This is a genomic window from Streptomyces sp. NPDC058157 (assembly GCF_042884105.1).
Classification (GTDB): Bacteria; Actinomycetota; Actinomycetes; order Streptomycetales; family Streptomycetaceae; genus Streptomyces.
Map to the genome: position 1 here is coordinate 14,032 of NZ_JBHVUQ010000099.1, position 14,048 is coordinate 28,079.

Consider the following 14,048-nt stretch of genomic DNA (forward strand, 5'->3'; position numbering starts at 1 on the left):
GGCACGTGCCCAGGCAGGTGGACCACGAGGAGCGGCGCCGGCTGATCGCCGGGGCGGTGTGCGGGCTGGCGGACGAGCGCGGGCTGGAGGGCGTGACCCTGCGCGACGTCGCGGGGCGGGCCGGGGTGTCGATGGGGGCCGTGCAGCGGTGCTTCCGCACCCGGGACGAGATGCTCCTGTTCACCCTCGGGCACATCGGCGAGCGGATCGGCGAACGGGTACGGGCCCGCCTCGTGCGGAGCCCGGCCCAGTCGGCCGCCTCCGCGCTGGGCCACGCGGCCACGGAGGTCGCGCTGCTGCGCGAGGAGCACCGCGCGGAGGCCAGGGTCTGGCTCGCGTTCGTCGCGCAGGCGGCGGTCAGCGCGCCGCTGGCCGAAACCCTGAGGAAGGACTACGCGGGCCTGGAGGCGATGTTCACCCGCCTCCTCGCGGAAGCCGCCGGGGAGGAGCCGGCGCCCGTCCCCCTGGACCCCCGCCAGGACCCCGGCCGGGAGGCCCGCCAGGAGGCCCGCACCCTGCTCGCCCTCGCGGACGGCCTCACCACGCACGTCCTCGTCGGCCACCTCACCGCGGACCAGGCCCAGGAGGTGCTGCACGGGCACCTGGCCCGGCTCTGGGGCCGGGGTCGCGACGGCGGAGCCGGTGGAGGGGCACCGGCCGGGCTGTGAAAGAGTGCCTGGGGCATCCATCCGATCAGGCCAGAAGGGCTCCCAGCATGAACACAGCCGACCAGCTCGACCACCGGGCGGCCGTGGCGGCGGAGGCCGCCCGGTTCGCGGACCTGGTCAGGGGTGCCGACATGACGGCCCCCGTGCCCACCTGCCCCGGCTGGGACCTGACCGATCTGACGCGGCACGCCGGAAGCGTGCACCGGTGGTTCTCCGTACTGCTGCGGCAGCGGATCCAGGCACCGCCGACCAGCCGTGACGTGGACCTGCGGCTGCCGGAACGGGCGGACGGATACGCCGACTGGCTGGCCGAGGGCGCCGCCGAGGCGGCCGAGGTGTTCGCCGGCACCGACCTGGACGCGCCCATGTGGGTGTGGGGCGCCGACGGCCACGCGCGCTTCTGGGTGCGCCGGATGGCGTTCGAGACCCTGGTCCACCGGGTCGACGCCGAGCGTGCGCTGGGGCTGCCCTCGGCCGTCGACCGCGCGCTCGCCCGCGACGGCGTGGACGAGTTCCTCGTCAACCTGCCCTACGCGGCGATCTTCGCGCCCAAGGTGGCCCGGCTGCGCGGAGCGGACCGGACCATCCGCTTCGAGTGCACCGACACGGACGGCTCGTGGCCGGTCCGGCTGCGTCCCGACGGCTTCGGCGTGCTCGCGGACGGCGCTGCGGACCGGAACCCCGCCGACGCGGCCGTCCCGGCCGACGCGGTGGTCCGCGCCCCGGCGGCCGACCTGCTCCTGCTGCTCTACGGCCGTCTGGACCGCTCGGCGGCGACGGTGGAGACCGGCGGGGACGCGGAGCTGCTGGACCTCTGGTTCGCCAACTCGGAGTTCTGAGCACCCCCGGAGGGCCGGGCACGCGGTGCGGATCCCCACCGGGTGTGTCAGCGTGGGTGAGGACACGTCCCGCGAGGGGCGGGCTGGCCTGACGTGCTTCTCGTCGCCGCGGTCCGCGGCCTGAAGGGATCCTCTCGTGGCGTCTCCCGGTGATCCGCCGTCCCCCGCCCTCTCGGCCGAGGTCGCTCCCGCGCGGGGCGGGCCGCCCGGGGAGAGCCCGACGCACACCTGGGCGGTGGGCCTCCTGATGGCGGCGGCCCCCTGTTCGGTCCGCGAGGCGAAGCAGATCCTGCTGGCGGCGGCCGAGCTGGCCCGCGTCACGGCGGTCGAGGTGGCGGCGGCGATGGTCGCCGGGACCCTCGGGATGCCGATGCCCGTACGGATCGAACGGGCCCTGCGCCGCTCCCTGGAGGCGGCCCGCACCCCGCACCGCCCGGGCGCGGTCCAGACGGTGGGGATCCAGCCGAGCCGGCTGCGCACCGAGGAGGTCCTGTCCCGGCTGCGCGGCTGCCAGGCCCGTCTGGCGGCCGCCCCCACGGACCCGGGCACCCTCCGGGCGATGGACGACGTCGCCTACACCCTCTGCGTCCTGATGGGCCGCCCCAGCACGCACCAGGCGGTCCTGGCGGCGGAGCAGCACCTGTCGGCCGCCGCCGAGTAGCGCGTCCCCCGGGGCCCCGGCGGCCGGGGCCCCGGACGGCGGGTCACCAGCGGACGGGGAGCTGCTTCACACCGCGGATCAGCATGCCGGGGACCCAGGGGAGCTTCGCCTCGTCCGCGTCGCTGGTGAGCTCCGGGAAGCGCTCCAGCAGCGAACGCAGGGCGATGCGGCCCTCCAGCCGGGCCAGCGGGGCCCCGAGGCAGTAGTGCAGCCCGTGCCCGAAGGCGATGTGGCCGCGGGCGTCACGGCGGATGTCGAAGCGGTCCGGGTCCTCGAAGCGGGCCGGGTCGCGGTCGGCGTCGGCCATCGCGATCAGGACGGTGGAGCGCTTGGGGATCACCACGCCGCCCATCTCCACGTCCTCCAGCGCCAGCCGCTCGGTGCAGGTCTCGACCGGGCCGTCGTAGCGGAGCATCTCCTCGATGGCACCGTCCAGCAGACCGAGGTCCGCGCGCAGGTCGGCGAGCTGCTCGGGATGGGCGAACAGGGCGCGCATACCGTTGCCGATCATGTTGACGGTGGTCTCGTGGCCCGCGATCAGCAGCAGGACGGACATCCCGATCAGCTCGGACGGCGAGAGCCGGTCCCCACCCTCGTCGACGGCATGGATCATGGCGCTGAGCAGGTCGTCACCCGGCTCGGCACGCTTGGCCTCGATCAGTTCGGTCAGGTACGTGATCATGCCCGCGTAGGCGGCGGCTTCCGCCTCGGGGCTGGTGCGCGCGACCGCCTCGTTGGACCAGGCGCGGAAGGCGTCACGGTCCAGGCCGGGCACGCCGAGCAGCTCGCAGATGACGGTCATCGGAAGCGGGAAGGCGAGCGCCTCCAGGAGGTCGCCCTGGCGGTCCTCGTTCGCCTCCATGGCGTCGAGCAGCTCGTCGGTGATCTGCTGGAGCCGCGGCGCCAGCGCCTCGATGCGGCGCGGGGTGAACTCCCGGGCCACCAGGCGGCGCAGCCGGGTGTGGTGCGGCGGGTCGGCCATCAGCATGTGGGCCAGCGCCGGGTTGTCCTGCTCGACGTTGATGATCTGGCCGATGTCGCCGGACCGGAGCCAGTCACGGCTCAGCCGCGGGTCGTTGAAGGCGGCGCGCGAGGCCTCGTACCCGACGATCAGCCACATGTCCTCGCCGTCCGGCGTGCGGACGTGGTGGACCGGGCCGCGCTCGCGCAGCTGCGCGTAGACCGGGTACGGGTCGCGGACGAAGTCCGGGCTCAGTTCCAGCAGATCGACCATTTCGGGCGCGGACGCCATTTCGTTCCCCCTGGATACACGTGTTACCTGCACGGTGACACGCCGATGCGTGTGTACTCCACAGTAGTCGTGTATGCGACGGCATGGCGGACCGGGCCCTCCCCCACCAGCGCGAAGACGGTGCGGAAGGGCCTCAGGGGGTGTCCGTTCCCTGCGTCAGCAGGCGAAGTCGATGCGCCGGAAGGTGACGTAGTGGTCGGAGGTGTAGTAATCCTCCATGTACTGACGACCGGTGACGATCCGTCGGGCCCCGCGCGTCGGCGAGCCCGGGGTGATCACCGTGTACTCGTGGTAGTAGCCGGTGGTCTGCGCCGGCAGGACGCGCTCGCGGTTCTGGAAGACGATGCCGTCCTGGGAGTACGGGAACGGGCCGCCCTGGTCGATGAGTTGGAGGGTGTCGTACGCCTCGTCGGGCAGGGCGGAGTAACAGATTCCGCCGACCGAGGCGACGGCGGCGGGCGCGGAGGCGGGGGCGGGGACGGGGGCGGGGACGGGGGCGGCCGTGGCGGCCTGGCCGGTGAACAGGGTGGCGGCGACGGCGGCCGCGGCGGCCAGGGCCGCGAAACGTGGGGGAATCCTCATGCGCCCCACACAACGCGCGTAGAGCGGCGGCCGTCAACGTCAACTCATGGCTGTTCCACGGGTGTTCACCGAGGTGGCACCGGGTGCGGCACGAACTCCGCCCGCCCTTAAGGCCCCGTTCCCCTGAGCGGGTGGTTCCGCTTGGGGGCGGCCGCCGTCAGGACCCGTCCGGCGCACTCACGACGGCGCACAGAAGGCCGGGGAAGGCCTCCTCCATCTCCTGCGCGCGCAGGGCGTTCATCCGGGAGGTGCCGACGTAGTACTGGCGGATGAGGCCCGCGTCGCGCAGTACGTGGAAGTGGTGGGTGGCGGTGGACTTGCCGACCGGGAGGTCGATCGTGCCGCAGCTGAGGTCCCGGCCCGCGGCGTGCAGTTCCCGCACGATGAGGCGGCGCACCGGATCGACGAGCGCTTCGAGTACCTGCTGGAGCGTCACGTCCCGCAGTTCCGGGTGGGCGGGGACGCGGTCGCGCCCACCCCGCCGTGCCGTTGTCGTCGCCGCCGCCATGACCGCCACCTCCTGCCCCCATCGTACGACACCCATCAAAGTATGACGACCATCAAAGTTTGACATCTGTCGAACCATCGGATTCAGTGGGGCCCGGCGGCGTGATCGAGGCGGCCGCACCGGACGGAAGGGACGATGCGTGATGGCCAGGACTGTGCGGTTCCACGAGCTCGGGGGCCCCGAGGTGCTGCGGCTGGAAGAGGTCCCGGCCGGCCCGCCCGGACCGGGCGAACTGCTGATCCGCGTGGAGGCGATCGGCCTCAACCGCGCCGAGGCCCTGTTCCGCGGCGGGGACTACATCGAGGCGCCGAAGGCGTTCCCGGCCACGCTCGGCGCCGAGGCGTCGGGCACGGTGGAGGCCGTCGGCCCGGGCGTGAAGGGGTTCGAACCGGGGCGGGCCGTGAGCGTGGTGCCCGGGTTCTCGATGAACGACTACGGCGTCTACGCCGAGCGCGCGGTCGTCCCGGCGGCGGCGGTACTGCACCGCCCGGAGGGCGTCGACGCGGTCCGGGGCGCGGCGGTGTGGATGCCGTACCTCACGGCGTACGGGGCGCTCGTGGAGGTCGGCGGGATGCGCGCCGGGGACACGGTGGTGCTGACCGCCGCCTCCAGCAGCGTGGGGCTGGCGGCGATCCAGGTCGCCCGCCGCATCGGCGCCGTCCCGATCGCCACCACCCGCACCCGCGCCAAGGCGGAGCGGCTGCGCGCGGGCGGGGCGGCGGAGGTGGTGGTCACCGACGAGGAGGGCGTGGGCGACCGGGTGCTCGCCCTCACCGGGGGCCGGGGCGCGGAGTTCGTCTTCGACGCCGTGGCCGGGCCGGGGGTCCTGGACCTGGGCAGGGCGGTCGCCCCGGGCGGCACGCTGCTGATGTACGGGGCACTGAGCGGGCAGCCGACGCCGTACCCGGGGTTCGAACTCGGGATGCCCGCGCTGAACATGCGGACCTTCACCGCCCAGGAGATCACCACCGACCCGGCACGGCTGCGCCGGGCGGAGGCCTTCGTCACCTCGGGGCTGCGCGACGGCTCGTTCGAGCCGGTCGTGGACCGGGTCTTCGGCCTGGACGAGATCGTGGCGGCCCACCGCTACATGGAGGCGGGCACCCAGGTGGGCAAGATCGTCGTCGCCGTACGGCACTAGGCGGTGCCCGGGCCTGCGGCGGTCGCGGGCCACGCACGCGCCGGGCTCGCGTTCCGCCAGGCCGGTCCGCTCCAGGGGCGCCGGCCCGCGGGTCATGCCTGAGGCCGAGGGCCCAGGTGCGGCGGCACCGGGAAACCGGACAGGCCGGCCCCGAACAGGGGCCCCGGGTGGGAGTCGGATCGCCGCACGAGGGTGGTCCGGGCCTTCGCCGGAGGGGTCAGGGACGGCCGGGAGGGCCGCCGTCACCGCGGCTCGGGGAGAGCTGGGCGACGACCTCGGCGAGTTCCTCGCAGGCTTCCTCGATCTTCTGCCGGACGTTGTTCTGCTCGGCGACGAGGGCCGCCAGGAGCAGGCCGGTCAGCGCGGCCGCCCCGTTGAGGGCCTGGAGGTTGACCATGGTCTCCAGCAGGCTCCGGCCCGCGAAGGGTCCCGCGTGGTCGGTCGCCGCCCAGATCGCCAGGACGGAGATGAGCAGGGCGCAGGGCGCCGCCCCGGCCAGCTGGAAGCGCACGGCCGCCCAGATGAGCAGCGGGAAGACCAGGAACAGCAGGGACAGCCCGCTGTGCGTGGCGGCGACCGTCGCGGCGGCGGTGGCTGCGGTCAGGGCCGCCGCTTCGGCCACCCGCAGGGGGTCGCGGGGCAGCGGCGCCCAGTGCAGGGCGAGCAGCAGCGGGGCCACCAGCCACACGCCCATGGTGTCCCCCGCCCACCACGCCGACCAGGTGGGCCAGAAGTTGCCCGCCGGGAGGTTGCCGGTGAGCACCAGCGTCCAGGTCCCGGCGGTGGCGCTGATCAGCATCGGCAGCAGCCCGCCCAGGAAGACCAGGGCCACCCCGTCGCGGAGCCGGTCCAGTTCGGGGCGGAATCCGGCCACGCGCAGGAGCAGCAGGGCGCACAGCGGGGCCAGCACGTTGCCCGCCACGATGCCCAGGTCGGAGGCACGGAAGGCGGCGAGCTGCTCGATGGCCAGGTAGGTGCCGAGGGCCAGTCCCGGCCAGATGCGCGCGCCGAACCGCAGCAGGGCCGCCAGGGCGATCCCGGTGGGGGGCCACAGCGGGGTGACGACGGCGCCCCCGACGACCACCTGGCGCATCAGTCCCAGCCGGCCGGTCGCGTAGTAGGCGGCGGCGACGGCGAGGACCAGCAGCAGCGTCCCGCGCGTACGTCGCCATTGCAGGGTGCGCACCACAGCATCAGACAACAGCCCGGGCGTCCGGTCCGGGCGTGACACGCCCGTCAGGCGGCCGGGGGGCCGTCGTGGCTGAGGACGAGGACCGCCGCGTCGTCGGCGTGGCCGGTGGAGTCGGCCACCTTCATCACCTCGGCGGCCAGCTCGCCGGGGTCGCCGCCCGCGCCCTCCCGGACGATCCGCGACACCCGCTCCAGCCCCGCCTCGATGGGGAACGACGGCCCCTCCACCACGCCGTCGGTCAGCAGGACGATGGACCCGGCGGCCGTGAGCCTGCGCCGGGTGACGGCGTAGCCCGCGCCCGGGACCAGGCCCAGCGGCGGTCCCCCGGCGTCCTCGGCGATGCCGTGGCGGCCGTCGACGGTGGCCCAGACGGCGGGGACGTGGCCGGCCCGGGCCCCCTGGAGCTCGCCGGTGCGCGGGTCGAAGCGCAGCAGGCTGCACGTGGCGAACAGTTCGCAGTCCATGGACAGCAGCACGTCGTTGGCCCGGCCCAGCACCTCCCCCGGGTCGCCGACCACGGCCGACACGGCGCGCAGGCAGACCCGGACCTGCCCCATGAAGGCGGCGGCCGCGACGTCGTGCCCCTGGACGTCGCCGATGGAGAAGGCGAGGGCGCCCTCGGGCAGCCGGAAGCCGTCGTACCAGTCGCCGCCGATGTCGAGCCCGTGCTGGGCGGGCGCGTAGCGGGCCGCGGTCCGCAGCCCCGGCAGGACGGGGAGGGAGGCGGGCAGCATCTCGCGCTGGAGGGCCTCGGCCAGCTCGACCCGGGCGTGGTGCAGCTGGGCACCCTCCCGCGCCTGGGCGGTGAGCCGCCCCAGCATGGTCAGCAGATCGGCGCTGGCCGGCCGAGGGGGCCGCCGGCGCGGGGTCACGGACCACTCCGGGGTATGTCCATCTGCCTCTCTGCTCCCGCTGTGCGAAAGACCCAGGCACATCATATTTCGGCTCGTCCCCGCCCGCGCGGCGCCGGGCGGCCCGGGAGCCGGCCCCCGCGTACGGACCGGACCGGGCCCGGAAGCCGAGGTGTCTCGTGCGAACGGACAACGAGTTTCGGCCACACGCGCGGTGACGGGACATCAGGCGACCGCGGCGCCCTCGGTAGGCTCGTGATCACCCCGGCCGACCCCCGGGGGCCCGGGAACCGCACCCACCGAGCCGAGGAGCAACGTGCCCCTGTCCGCGAACCGCCGTCCCCTCAACCGACGTCTGGCCGTGAGCGCCGCCCTGCTGGCCGTGGTCGCCGGGGTGGCGCCCGCGACCGCCGCCCAGGCGGCGGCCGCCCCCTCCGCCGGGGCCCCGCACACCGCGGGCCCCGCGCTGCCGGCGCCGGACATGGAGGCCGTCGACCAGGCGCTCCGCAACACCCTCGCCGCCGGTGCCCCGGGCGCGCTGGCCCGGATCGCCGAGGGCGGGCGCGCGCTGAGCGCGACGGAGGGCGTGAGCGACAAGGCCACCGGCGCGGCCATGGACACCCGGGCCCGCTTCCGCATCGGCAGCGTCACCAAGACGTTCTCGACCGTCGTGCTGCTCCAGCTGGTCGACGAGAAGAAGATCGAGCTGGACACCCCGGTCAACCACTACCTGCCGGGGCTGCTCCCCGACGACCGGATCACGGTGCGCCACCTGCTGACCCACCGCAGCGGCCTGTCGGACTACACGAACGCCATGTTCGACAAGACCGTCCCCGGCTTCGAGGCCGTCCGCGACAAGGTGTTCAGCTACCAGGAGCTGGTGGGCCTCTCGCTGGCCGAGCCCAGGACGGGCGAGCCGGGTGCCGCCTACCAGTACTCGAACACCAACTTCGTGGTGGTCGGCATGCTCATCGAGAAGGCGACCGGCCGACCGGTGGCCAAGGAGTACGAGCGCCGCATCATCAAGCCGCTGAAGCTGCGCGACACCTCGTACGTGCACCCCGACACGCGGATCGCCGGGCCGCACACGCACGGCTACCTCACCCCGGACGAGGCCGGCGCCCCGCTGGTCGACTCGACCGAGCAGACCGTGTCCTGGGCCCAGTCGGCCGGTGCGATGATCTCCAGCCCGGCGGACCTCAGCACGTTCATGTCCGCGCTGGTCGGCGGGAAGCTGGTGGCGCCGAAGCTGCTGGACCAGATGCTGACGATGACCCCGACCGACGCCGCGAACACCCGCTTCTACGGGCTGGGCCTGCGCCGTTACGACCTGTCCTGCGGCACCTCGGTGTACGGGCACACGGGCACCGTCCAGGGCTTCTACACCTACGCGTTCACCACCCGCGACGGCAAGCGCAGCATGACGGCGATGGCGAACACCTCCAACCGGGGCGTCGCCAACACGGCCCTCGGCGCGACGCTGGAGGGGGCGTTCTGCGGCAAGAAGCCCGCCGTCGCCGCGAAGGCGCGCGGCTTCGCCTCCGCTCCGGCCGACGTGGACCTGCCGGAGCGCGACGTCCGCTGACGCCCTCCCGCTTGACGCCCGTCGCCTACGTCCCGGCGGCGGGCTCCCGGCGGTAGGACCGGTGGACGAGGACGGCTCCGGCCAGCCAGGCGGTGGCCAGGAGCCAGCCGCCGAGCACGTCGGAGGGCCAGTGCACACCGAGGTAGACGCGGCTCAGGCCCACCGCCGCCCCCCACAGGACGATCAGCCCGGCCGCGGCGGCCGCGGCCGGGCCCCGGGAGCCGCGCACGGCGAGCGCCGTGAGCAGGAGTCCCGCGGTCAGGGCGCCGGTCGTCGCGTGGCCGGAGGGGAAGGACCAGTTCGCGGCGTGGGTGGCCCAGTCGGCGGCCGGGGGCCGCGGCCGGGCGACGAGCGCCATCAGCGCGCGGCGTACGCCCTGCCCGAGGGCCAGGCACAGCGCGAGCCCGGCCACGGCCGAGAGCCGCTCCCGGGTGGTGCGGCCCGCGTAGAGGCCCGCGAGGACGACCAGGGCGTACGGCCAGACCCCGGTGCCGGTGGCGGTGACGGCCAGGGCAACGTGCAGGGCGGCGGGCGGCCGGTGGGACAGGGACCAGGCGTGCGGGCCGGTGTCGAAGGGCAGCGGCCCGGCCGCCGCCAGGATCACCCACAGCGTGAGCAGTGCGAACGCGGCCGAGGCCGCCAGGGCCGTCCAGGCGGCCGGGGTGAGGCCCCGGCGGCCGGCCGGGGGCCGTCCGGCGGGGGCGGGGCCGTCCATGTGCGCCGCCTCTCGGGTTCCTGGCCGGGGCGCGGCGGGCGCGGTGCCCTCCGGCCCCGTCGTACGGGGTCCACCGCACTGTAGCGAGCGGGGCGCGGGTGACGGACGTGCCCGGCGGGACGGTAGACCGGTGGGTACCCGTCAGAGGGTGACCCAGTAGCGGCGCTTGGGGCCGACCAGGGTGTCGCGGACGTCTTCCAGGACCCCGCCGGCCCCCTCGATGGTGCGCCGCGAGGGCTCGTTGCCGGGGTCGCAGGTCAGCAGGACCCGGTCCATGCCCATCAGCCGGGCCTCGTGGAGGACCTGGCCCAGGGCCCGGCCGGCCAGGCCGCGGCGGCGCGCCGACGGGCGGACGCTGTAGCCGATGTGGCCGCCGGCGTCGAGGAGGAAGGCGTTGAGGTAGTGCCGCAGGTCGATGGCGCCCAGGTAGGTGTCGCCCTCGGCGATCCACCAGTAGGTGGCGTGGACGCGGCCCTGTTCGACCGCCGCCGTGCGGTCGGCCTGGCGGCGCAGGCGCTCGGTCCAGGCGGCGAACCCCTCGGCGCTCTCCACGTCGTCGTCGGCGCCCAGTCCGGCGCCGTCCATGTGGGCGTCGGCGCCCCATTCCGCCTGGGCGTCGAGCCAGGAGGCGTGCAGGCGGGCGGAGGGGGTGATCAGCTCGGGCATACCCCGACCGTAACAGTCCGATCATCGGAGTATTCAGCCTCGCCGTGCTCCTCCCCCGCCCCCGCCGCCCCGTCGGCTCCGCCCACCCCGGGCGACACGGCCGCACGGCCGTCGGATAGTTTGCCCTCCGTTTACCCGAAGGCACCGAAACACCCGCGTCCCCAGGAGCTCCCGCATGCCCCACCCCATACGCCGCCCCGCACGGACGGCCGTACTGGCCGCCGCCGCGCTGCTGGCGGTCCCCGCCCTGGCGGCCTGCGACGGCGGGGCCAAGGCCCCGGCGGCGGTGAAGCCCTCGGCCTCCGCGAACACCCCCGCGCCCGCCGCACCGGCCGCGCTGCCGGCCGCCCTGACGGGCCAGAAGCCGGCCTGGGCCCCCTGCCCGGCTCCCTCGGCGGCGCAGGGCGGCGGCAAGGCCCCGGGCGGGGACTGGGAGTGCGCGTCGATGAAGGCGCCCCTGGACTACGCCAAGCCCGACGGCGAGACCCTGGACGTGGCGCTGATCCGCAAGAAGGCCACCGACGCGAACAAGCGCCTGGGCTCGCTGGTCTACTACTTCGGCGGCCCCGGCGCCTCGGGCGTCAAGACCCTCCCGCGCGCGGCGGACGACTACGCGAAGCTCGGCGCCGTCTACGACCTGGTGAGCTTCGACCCGCGCGGCGTGGGCGCCACCGCCCCGGTCACCTGCCTGGACGACAAGGCCCTGGACGAGGGGCCCGCCCCCTCCGACGACCCCATGGCCCCGGTCCGGACGTACACCCAGGCCTGCAAGCAGAACTCCGCGAAGGTCCTCCCCCACGTCGGCACGGCCGACACCGCGCGGGACATGGACCTGATGCGCCAGGTGCTCGGCGACGCCAAGCTCAACTACTTCGGCATCTCCTACGGCACCCAGCTGGGGGGCGTCTACGCCCACCTGTTCCCGAAGAACGTCGGCCGCACCGTGTTCGACGCCGTGGTCGACCCCACGTCGGACGAGCTCCAGGCGGGCCTGAACCAGGCCAAGGGGTTCCAGCTGGCGCTGAACCACGCGATGGCGTTCTGCCGGGACAAGTACGCCGCCGACTGCCCCACCGGCGGCAGCGACGACGAGGGCGACCGCCGGATCGCCGACCTGCTGAAGAAGCTGGAGAAGGAGCCCGCCGCCACCAGGAGCGGACGCAAGCTCTCCGCCGACCAGGCGCTCACCGGCATCGCCGCCGCCCTCTACGACGAGAAGACCTGGGACTACCTGGTCCAGAGCCTGGCCGAGCTCCAGAAGCGGGGCACCGGCAACAACCTGCTCGCCATCTCCGACGCCTACAGCGGGCGCGGCGCGGACGGCCGCTACTCCAACACGGACGCCGCCCACACCGCGATCGGCTGCGCCGACACCAGCCGCCGCTACACGGTGGAGGAGATGCGGGCCCAGGAGCCCGCCTTCCGCTCGGCCTCCCCGGTCTTCGGGCCGTTCATGGCCAAGGGCCTGCTCGCCTGCACCGACTGGCCGGTGCGCGGCACGTCGGACAAGCCCCAGGTGGCCGCCGAGGGCGCGGCCCCGATCCTCGTCATCGGCAACACCGGCGACCCGGCGACCCCCGTCGAGGGCGCGAAGCGGATGGCCGACGGCCTCGGCCGGGGCGTCGGGGTCAACCTGACGGTGAAGGGCGAGGGGCACGGGGTCTACGGCACCGACGCCTGCGCGACCAAGGCGGTCGACACCTTCCTCGTCGACGGCACCGCCCCGGCGGACGGGACCGTCTGCCCCTGAGTTCCGCTTTGCCCCCGGTTCCGGCCTTTGCCCCGGCGCCCGTACCGACCTGTGTTCGGGTGCCGGGATTCCGCCACCTACACTTGTGCCGCCCGGCCGCCGGTGCCGGCTTCAGGGGAGCGACGTCCTAAGTGAGCAGCACCAGCAGTGAAGCGCCGATCTACGACCGGCTCGTACGCGAGCGCGGCGATGTCCCGGGTCAGGTCCGCCGTGAGGCGGAGGAGATCCTCCACCACCTCGCCCAGGTGATGGCCGGGCGGCCCCCGTCGGGCGGGCTGCCGGGCTGGCGGACCCACTAGGGCTCCGGCCCCTGGCGGTTCCCGCCATGGGCGGCGGGCGGAGTGTGGGGGCGGCACACATCGGCAGACGGCGGCGGGGATCCCTACCGTTCGGAGCATGACGAGCGGATCTTCCAGCATCACGTCCGGCGCCGCCGAGTCCGGCCCGGCGGGCCGGGTGGCCCTGGTGACCGGCGGCGGCAGCGGCATCGGGCGCGCCTGCGCCGTGGCGCTGGCCGACGCCGGGGCCTTCGTGCACGTCGTGGACGTGGACGGGGAGGCGGCGAAGGCCGTGGCCGCGCGGATCGGCGGGGCCGCCCATGCGGCCGACCTCGCCGACCCCGCCGCCATCGAGGGCCTCCCGGCCGCCGTGGACATCCTGGTCAACAGCGCGGGGCTGCAACACGTCGCCGCCATCGAGGAGTTCCCGCCGGAGCGGTTCGAGCTGATCCAGCGGGTGATGGTGCACGCCCCGTTCCTGCTGCTGCGCCGGGTGCTGCCGCACATGTACGGGCGCGGCTGGGGGCGGGTGGTGAACATCTCCAGCGTGCACGGGCTGCGGGCCAGCGCCTTCAAGTCCGGTTACGTGGCGGCCAAACACGCCCTGGAGGGCCTGAGCAAGGTCACCGCCCTGGAGGGCGCCCCGCACGGCGTGACGAGCAACTGCGTCAACCCCGGCTACGTCCGCACGCCGCTGGTGGAGCGGCAGATCGCGGCCCAGGCCGAGGCGCACGGCATCCCCGCGGAGCGGGTCGTCGAGGAGGTGCTGCTGCGCGGCTCGGCCATCAAGCGGCTGATCGAGCCCGAGGAGGTGGCGGCGGTCGCCGTGTGGCTCTGCGGGCCGCACACCGGGCACGTCACCGGCGCCTCCCTGCCGATGGACGGCGGCTGGACCGCCGCCTGACGCTCAGCCGGGGTCCGGGTCGAGGGCGTCCTCGCGGACCCGGCGGGCCAGGTCGGTCTTGGTGTAGGCGGGCCGTCCGGCCTCCTGGTACTTCTCCTTGACCCGGTCCAGGTAGTACTTGGCGGTGTGGGCGCTGATCCCGGCGCGCCGGGCGGTCGCCTTGAGGGTGAGCCCGGAGGCGTAGTCGACCAGCACCTGGCGCTCCCGGGGGGCCAGCCGGGGCCGGTCGGGGCGGGTGTCGTGGACCCAGGCGAAGGCCAGCTCGGGCGAGTGCGCCGTGGCACCTGAGGCCACCGCCGTGACGGCCGCCACCAGGGTCTCCAGGTCGTGGTCCTTGGTGAGGTAGCCGTCCGCGCCGGCGGCCACCGCCGCCAGGATCCGGGCCCGGTCGGCGACCGTGCTGATCACCAGGACCCGGCTGCCGGAGGCGCGCACGCGCCGGACGTTGCGCACGGG

16 protein-coding genes are annotated in these 14,048 nt (G+C 74.7%); 8 read left to right on the plus strand and 8 right to left on the minus strand.

Features of this window, described 5'->3' with window-relative positions; genetic code table 11:
• The first annotated feature begins 5 nt into the window (after positions 1 to 5).
• From ACFVXK_RS23410 to ACFVXK_RS23420, 3 genes are all read left to right on the plus strand, one after another.
• On the plus strand, positions 6 to 668 hold the full coding sequence (locus tag ACFVXK_RS23410; RefSeq protein ID WP_389614632.1) for a TetR/AcrR family transcriptional regulator: 663 nt from the start codon (positions 6 to 8) through the stop codon (positions 666 to 668).
• A gap of 47 nt (positions 669 to 715) precedes the next feature.
• A complete protein-coding gene (locus ACFVXK_RS23415) occupies positions 716 to 1,507 on the plus strand; it encodes a maleylpyruvate isomerase family mycothiol-dependent enzyme (protein WP_389614634.1) in 792 nt (263 codons plus the stop codon).
• 136 nt (positions 1,508 to 1,643) lie between these two features.
• Positions 1,644 to 2,168 (plus strand): DUF5133 domain-containing protein, encoded by a 525-nt coding sequence (locus tag ACFVXK_RS23420; protein ID WP_389614636.1) that lies wholly within the window; start codon positions 1,644 to 1,646, stop codon positions 2,166 to 2,168.
• A 43-nt stretch (positions 2,169 to 2,211) separates the two neighbouring features.
• Here the strand turns inward: ACFVXK_RS23420 and ACFVXK_RS23425 are convergent, their stop codons facing one another.
• The 3 genes from ACFVXK_RS23425 to ACFVXK_RS23435 all read right to left on the minus strand — a co-directional run bounded on the left by ACFVXK_RS23425 (position 2,212) and on the right by ACFVXK_RS23435 (position 4,510).
• Positions 2,212 to 3,420, minus strand: a complete 1,209-nt coding sequence (locus tag ACFVXK_RS23425) for a cytochrome P450 (RefSeq protein WP_389614637.1) — start codon at positions 3,418 to 3,420, stop codon at positions 2,212 to 2,214.
• 156 nt (positions 3,421 to 3,576) lie between these two features.
• Positions 3,577 to 4,002, minus strand: a complete 426-nt coding sequence (locus tag ACFVXK_RS23430) for a ribonuclease domain-containing protein (RefSeq protein ID WP_389614639.1) — start codon at positions 4,000 to 4,002, stop codon at positions 3,577 to 3,579.
• A gap of 157 nt (positions 4,003 to 4,159) precedes the next feature.
• Positions 4,160 to 4,510 carry an ArsR/SmtB family transcription factor gene (locus ACFVXK_RS23435; protein ID WP_389614657.1) on the minus strand — a complete coding sequence of 117 codons (351 nt, stop codon included), beginning with the start codon at positions 4,508 to 4,510 and terminating at the stop codon, positions 4,160 to 4,162.
• A gap of 142 nt (positions 4,511 to 4,652) precedes the next feature.
• Here ACFVXK_RS23435 and ACFVXK_RS23440 point away from each other — a divergent pair, with 142 nt between their 5' ends.
• Positions 4,653 to 5,651 carry a zinc-dependent alcohol dehydrogenase family protein gene (locus tag ACFVXK_RS23440; protein WP_389614641.1) on the plus strand — a complete coding sequence of 333 codons (999 nt, stop codon included), beginning with the start codon at positions 4,653 to 4,655 and terminating at the stop codon, positions 5,649 to 5,651.
• 217 nt (positions 5,652 to 5,868) lie between these two features.
• On the opposite strand, the gene ACFVXK_RS23445 is transcribed toward ACFVXK_RS23440, so the two are convergent.
• Positions 5,869 to 6,840: an MASE1 domain-containing protein gene (locus tag ACFVXK_RS23445; RefSeq protein WP_389614658.1), complete on the minus strand. Its 972-nt coding sequence runs from the start codon at positions 6,838 to 6,840 to the stop codon at positions 5,869 to 5,871.
• Between the two features lie 47 nt (positions 6,841 to 6,887).
• Complete coding sequence (locus ACFVXK_RS23450) at positions 6,888 to 7,664, minus strand: PP2C family protein-serine/threonine phosphatase (RefSeq protein WP_389614660.1); 777 nt, start codon at positions 7,662 to 7,664, stop codon at positions 6,888 to 6,890.
• 346 nt (positions 7,665 to 8,010) lie between these two features.
• Here ACFVXK_RS23450 and ACFVXK_RS23455 point away from each other — a divergent pair, with 346 nt between their 5' ends.
• Positions 8,011 to 9,279: a serine hydrolase domain-containing protein gene (locus ACFVXK_RS23455; RefSeq protein WP_389614643.1), complete on the plus strand. Its 1,269-nt coding sequence runs from the start codon at positions 8,011 to 8,013 to the stop codon at positions 9,277 to 9,279.
• 25 nt (positions 9,280 to 9,304) lie between these two features.
• Here ACFVXK_RS23455 and ACFVXK_RS23460 read toward each other — a convergent pair whose 3' ends face one another.
• Positions 9,305 to 9,994 (minus strand): phosphatase PAP2 family protein, encoded by a 690-nt coding sequence (locus tag ACFVXK_RS23460; RefSeq protein WP_389614645.1) that lies wholly within the window; start codon positions 9,992 to 9,994, stop codon positions 9,305 to 9,307.
• A gap of 141 nt (positions 9,995 to 10,135) precedes the next feature.
• Positions 10,136 to 10,660 (minus strand): GNAT family N-acetyltransferase, encoded by a 525-nt coding sequence (locus tag ACFVXK_RS23465; RefSeq protein ID WP_389614647.1) that lies wholly within the window; start codon positions 10,658 to 10,660, stop codon positions 10,136 to 10,138.
• A 175-nt stretch (positions 10,661 to 10,835) separates the two neighbouring features.
• Here ACFVXK_RS23465 and ACFVXK_RS23470 point away from each other — a divergent pair, with 175 nt between their 5' ends.
• The 3 genes from ACFVXK_RS23470 to ACFVXK_RS23480 all read left to right on the plus strand — a co-directional run bounded on the left by ACFVXK_RS23470 (position 10,836) and on the right by ACFVXK_RS23480 (position 13,592).
• Positions 10,836 to 12,410: an alpha/beta hydrolase gene (locus tag ACFVXK_RS23470; protein WP_389614649.1), complete on the plus strand. Its 1,575-nt coding sequence runs from the start codon at positions 10,836 to 10,838 to the stop codon at positions 12,408 to 12,410.
• Positions 12,411 to 12,541: 131 nt separating this feature from the next.
• On the plus strand, positions 12,542 to 12,709 hold the full coding sequence (locus ACFVXK_RS23475; RefSeq protein WP_358895325.1) for a hypothetical protein: 168 nt from the start codon (positions 12,542 to 12,544) through the stop codon (positions 12,707 to 12,709).
• 97 nt (positions 12,710 to 12,806) lie between these two features.
• Positions 12,807 to 13,592 (plus strand): 3-hydroxybutyrate dehydrogenase, encoded by a 786-nt coding sequence (locus tag ACFVXK_RS23480; RefSeq protein WP_389614651.1) that lies wholly within the window; start codon positions 12,807 to 12,809, stop codon positions 13,590 to 13,592.
• 3 nt (positions 13,593 to 13,595) lie between these two features.
• Here the strand turns inward: ACFVXK_RS23480 and ACFVXK_RS23485 are convergent.
• On the minus strand, positions 13,596 to 14,048 hold a 453-nt coding region (locus tag ACFVXK_RS23485), incomplete at its 5' end, for a LuxR C-terminal-related transcriptional regulator (RefSeq protein WP_389614653.1).

Coding starts and splice junctions, on each gene's coding strand:
- ACFVXK_RS23480 (WP_389614651.1), top strand. CDS start 12,807: ATGACGAGCGGATCTTCCAGCATCACGTCCGGCGCCGCCGAGTCCGGC.
- ACFVXK_RS23440 (WP_389614641.1), top strand. CDS start 4,653: ATGGCCAGGACTGTGCGGTTCCACGAGCTCGGGGGCCCCGAGGTGCTG.
- ACFVXK_RS23435 (WP_389614657.1), bottom strand. CDS start 4,510: ATGGCGGCGGCGACGACAACGGCACGGCGGGGTGGGCGCGACCGCGTC.
- ACFVXK_RS23470 (WP_389614649.1), top strand. CDS start 10,836: ATGCCCCACCCCATACGCCGCCCCGCACGGACGGCCGTACTGGCCGCC.
- ACFVXK_RS23430 (WP_389614639.1), bottom strand. CDS start 4,002: ATGAGGATTCCCCCACGTTTCGCGGCCCTGGCCGCCGCGGCCGCCGTC.
- ACFVXK_RS23425 (WP_389614637.1), bottom strand. CDS start 3,420: ATGGCGTCCGCGCCCGAAATGGTCGATCTGCTGGAACTGAGCCCGGAC.
- ACFVXK_RS23450 (WP_389614660.1), bottom strand. CDS start 7,664: ATGCTGGGGCGGCTCACCGCCCAGGCGCGGGAGGGTGCCCAGCTGCAC.
- ACFVXK_RS23465 (WP_389614647.1), bottom strand. CDS start 10,660: ATGCCCGAGCTGATCACCCCCTCCGCCCGCCTGCACGCCTCCTGGCTC.
- ACFVXK_RS23415 (WP_389614634.1), top strand. CDS start 716: ATGAACACAGCCGACCAGCTCGACCACCGGGCGGCCGTGGCGGCGGAG.
- ACFVXK_RS23460 (WP_389614645.1), bottom strand. CDS start 9,994: ATGGACGGCCCCGCCCCCGCCGGACGGCCCCCGGCCGGCCGCCGGGGC.